The organism is Actinacidiphila sp. bgisy167, assembly GCF_057707665.1.
Genome location: NZ_JBYIQP010000169.1, coordinates 1 through 4,002, shown reverse-complemented (window position 1 = coordinate 4,002; position 4,002 = coordinate 1). Strand labels below are relative to the sequence as shown.

The following is a 4,002-nucleotide window of genomic DNA, read 5'->3' as shown; positions in this document are numbered from 1 at the left end:
CGAGGCATGCGCGGTGTGTCGCTGCCGGTGCGGGTCCCGAAGCTCCTGGATGTCCCTCGCGTAGAGTGCGGTGGATACCTGAGCGCGCCATTTTCCAAAGGGCTGCCTCGGTCAATCGTGCACCCGATCGGTTCAGGTCTCCCGTGGTGCAAAAGCTGACGTGAAAGGATTTCTGATCTCGTGAGTCCTCGTGCTCTTGCTCGGATATGTTTCGAGATGCCCTCGCCCATGGGGGACGTCCTCACCGGGACCGGCACCCTAGACCTCGCCGATCTCGCCGCCTTCGTGGCGCACGTCCATCAAGCCGCCGAGGTCTACCGGGACGTGGCGGCCCGTCCGCCTCAGGGGATGACGGCGGAACAGGCGCTCAGAGCGCTCACTCGGATCCCCTCCCACCGCCTGACCACCGGCCTCACACGCGACGAACGCGACCGCCTCCTCCACACCGCGCACCGCTCCGCCCCCATTGCCGCGGACGAGCGACACCTGACGGTCGAAAACGAAACCGGGGTCGCCCGCGGACCCGGTCTAGACCGGCATGTCGACACCACGCCGCACATCGAGGAACGCCCCCAGGCAACCGCAGGCACCGCAACCAGCCGCCTGTTCGACGCGCCCCACCACGCGACCCACGGCGCCGCAGCAGCCGGTACCGGCCGGGAACGTCGGGTACTGGACCGGGACGGCATCCTCGAAGTAGCAGTCACAGTGCGTGGGATGGTGCTCGAGCGGTTGCATCACCGTGCCGATGGCCGGCAGGCGAACGTCGAGGAGTGGTGTGTGACCGTGGCCGCGGCACTCAGGGACCAGGTGTACGCCCCGGCCCCCGAACTGCCGGGCAGCACCGGTATACACCCCGGGAGTACCGTGGACGACCTCGAAGTAGGCACCGGGCGGGCGAGCCAGCGGCTCGCCCCCGGCGGCGCCCGGTGGACCCCGGTTGGGGACTGGGACGTCATCCACACCGCGCTCGGCGACACCACCCTGGGGCTGGGGCCGGGCAGTATGGCCCTGGTCATGTCCCGCACACCCAACGGCAGCGCCTTCGGGCCCGACGGCCGGCTCTCCTTGGGTCGCGAAGGCCACGTGTCGGTTGCTTACCATCCCCGGTACGAAGGTCAGGATCAGGGGGCTGTCTGGATCGAAATCGCACCGGATGAACAGGCGTTCGGCGCGGGCAATGCCACACCCGGGATCAGAATCCTGCACCGCACCCCGGATGCCCCACTCCTGCAGGCACAAGCCCTCATCATCGATCCCTCCGGCCAGGTGGTACCGCACGTCCTCACCCCCTTCCAACCTTCCACCAGCACCACCTACACCCTTCCCGACCCCTCCACCAACCCCCGCTATGCCAGCCCCACGCAGAGCGGTTCACCCTCTCAGCATCGTGGCCAGGCACGTTCTGCCGCCCACCCCTATCCGTCAGGCAGCCGGCACGCCTCCCCTCCCGGCAAATCTCTGAGGGGTCAAAACAGCACGCAGGTCAGCAGCACGCAGGTCAGCAGAGGGCCGAGTCAGAATGTTTCCGGTCCCCAGGTGCCACCTGCGGCATGGACGGTGATTCAGGGCTTGCATCAGATGCAGGCGGCGACCCCCGAAACCCAGGGGACGCGGCTTTCGGCATCACTGGGCACGGACCTCTTCGGCCTGCTTCATCCGGCCCCGGTCCCTTATATGTTGACCGACCTGGAAACCGGCGAGCCGTACGATTACTCCCGCTTGAACTCCGATGAGTGGGTGTACTTCCTCAACGCCATGGACATGCGGGATGAGGACAGCCAGCCGGAGGATATGGACCCGGAGGCGTGGGGCCCGGTAGGTACCAACAGCTACTCACACCGGCGCAGCACTCGGGTATGGACGTCCGCGTCCAACGCTCCTCTCCTGTCGTCCCCCGAGGTCAGCACACCGGCTGTGGTCCATGCCATATGGTTCGGTGATCCCTTGCGGGAGCACGGACGGACTGCCGGCTTCTGGCACAACTATGGCGAGGCGGCTCTCCGTCACTGGGGCGAAGCTGTCTTCGTCCTGTGGACTGACATCTCTCGTGACGACATAGCAGGTGTACGGGACCTGTCTCACCGCCCGCTGGAGGAATGGCAGGCCCAGATATGGGAAATGGTTCAGTGGGCCAAAAGATCGAGAATAGCGCTCGTCAACGTTCATGAAGTGTTCAACGTCTCACGGCCCATGCAGCTGCATGCAGAATTCATGACGGAGATGGTCAAGCAAACGGGCTCCGGCTGGGCCGCGGCGAGCGACATTCTGCGACTAGAAATTATGACCATGGGCGGCATGTACAGCGACGGTGACAACGTCATCGAATCCCTGGATGCCCTCCAGCAGGTCACGTCCAGTCGGCAGGGATACGCAGTCGGAAAGATGGAGGGCGGTTTCATGAACTCGGCATTCGCGGCTCACGCCCACCACCCCTTCTTCCGCATGATGATGCGCATCATAAAGGAGAAGTACGAGATGTCGCAGATCGGACTTTTTCCACGAACCGAAACCGCCACCCCGGCTGCGATGTACACCATGGGCCGGGGAATCGTTCGACGCAATTCGGTCATGTTCCGCACGGGCCCTTACTCCTACGTCGGGATGCGGCAGCTCTTGGGCTGGGAAAGTCTGGATGACATCCCGACCCTTGGCGGAGTGACACTTCGCTCGGACAACAGTTGGATAGCCCCCGCGCCCTCTGTGCAGCGCGACTTCACCGCGCAGCAAACGACTCACTTCACGGCTCGCGTGGTCCAGACACTCGTCCGCGGTCTTTACAACAGGCAAGGCGACCTGGACCTGGTCCACACCGCCCCGACAGTTACACGCCACCCCAGCCCCGACCTGATCTGGCAAGCCGCCCTCGGCTACATCGCCTCCAGGCAAGACCTTCGCACCCTCGTCAGGGGCGTCACACGCACCAGACTGGACCCGCGCGGCCAGACACATATCACCTTGCCGCCCGCGGCGGAAGCCCTTATCCAGCCCCGGACAGGCCGCCCACCCATTGGGGACGCCGGAGGCTGGTGGCTCGGCGACCAGTCCCAAGCCATCACATTGCTCCCACTCACCCCTCGGAGTGCAACGACAACCTCTGAAAGCCACCCCCCCACCATCTCCAGTCCGTTCCTCGGCCAAGCCTTGACCGAGAACGCCCACACCGACAACCTGAACCGGGCGTTGCTTCAACGGAGACTGGAGCAGTTGCCCACAGACGATCCGCGACGCACCCGCGTCCAGAACGCCCTCAATACACACCGTCCACAGCCGAGCTCAGCAGCGCAAGCGACCTCGGCAGGTCACGAGGACGAACCGGACCGCCTCACGACACCCACAGCACACGAGCGCCGGACCGGCCTCGCCACGGGGCCGCTGGAGGTGCAGCCGGTTCAGCCGTTGCGCGAGGACCCCGAAAGCCACCGGTACCTGCTCGACACCAGACTCCTGCCGGCCACCGGCACTCCCGAGTACACCGAGCACGCCGAAGCCGCAGCAGCCACGCTCCGCGACCCCGACACCGCACCCGGGCTACAGGCAACCCCGCCCCTCGTGGCGATCGCACCGGAGAGCCAGACCGACCCGCTGTCGACCATCCACGCCACGTACTTCCTCAGGGCCATCGTCCAGCTTCCCCACACCCGCATCACCACCATCCAACTCGACTTCGGACACACCCACGTCAACATCTGCCGTTGACCCCCACCAGACCACTCCAGGCCGCACCCGGCACCGCCACATCAGGCCGCTCCCCGGGTGCGGCCGCCACTGGCATCATCCGAGCCGGGGTCAGAGACAGCCCCGTGACGGTGCACCTGGATTGCCGCCTGTCCTTGGGCGAAGGCGGGGGCCAGGTCCGCCAAAAACGGGTCGGCCACGGAAAGACCGCGGCCGACGCGCCTCGAGCCGAAGGAGGGCCAGAGGGCCGCCGTCATGGCGTGTTCGGCAAGCCGACCGGTCACCGCGGTCAGCACACCGATGAGCAATCCGACCACGCTCATC

2 protein-coding genes are annotated in these 4,002 nt (G+C 65.8%); one reads left to right on the top strand and one right to left on the bottom strand.

Annotation, left to right across the window (positions count from 1 at the left end):
• The first annotated feature begins 228 nt into the window (after positions 1-228).
• Complete coding sequence (locus AC3ET4_RS30460; RefSeq protein WP_431955149.1) at positions 229-3,699, top strand: glycosyltransferase family 32 protein; 3,471 nt, start codon at positions 229-231, stop codon at positions 3,697-3,699.
• 41 nt (positions 3,700-3,740) lie between these two features.
• Here the strand turns inward: AC3ET4_RS30460 and AC3ET4_RS30455 are convergent.
• The coding region (locus AC3ET4_RS30455) for a hypothetical protein (RefSeq protein WP_431955147.1) at positions 3,741-4,002 on the bottom strand (262 nt) is incomplete at its 5' end.

Coding starts and splice junctions, on each gene's coding strand:
- AC3ET4_RS30460 (WP_431955149.1), top strand. CDS start 229: ATGGGGGACGTCCTCACCGGGACCGGCACCCTAGACCTCGCCGATCTC.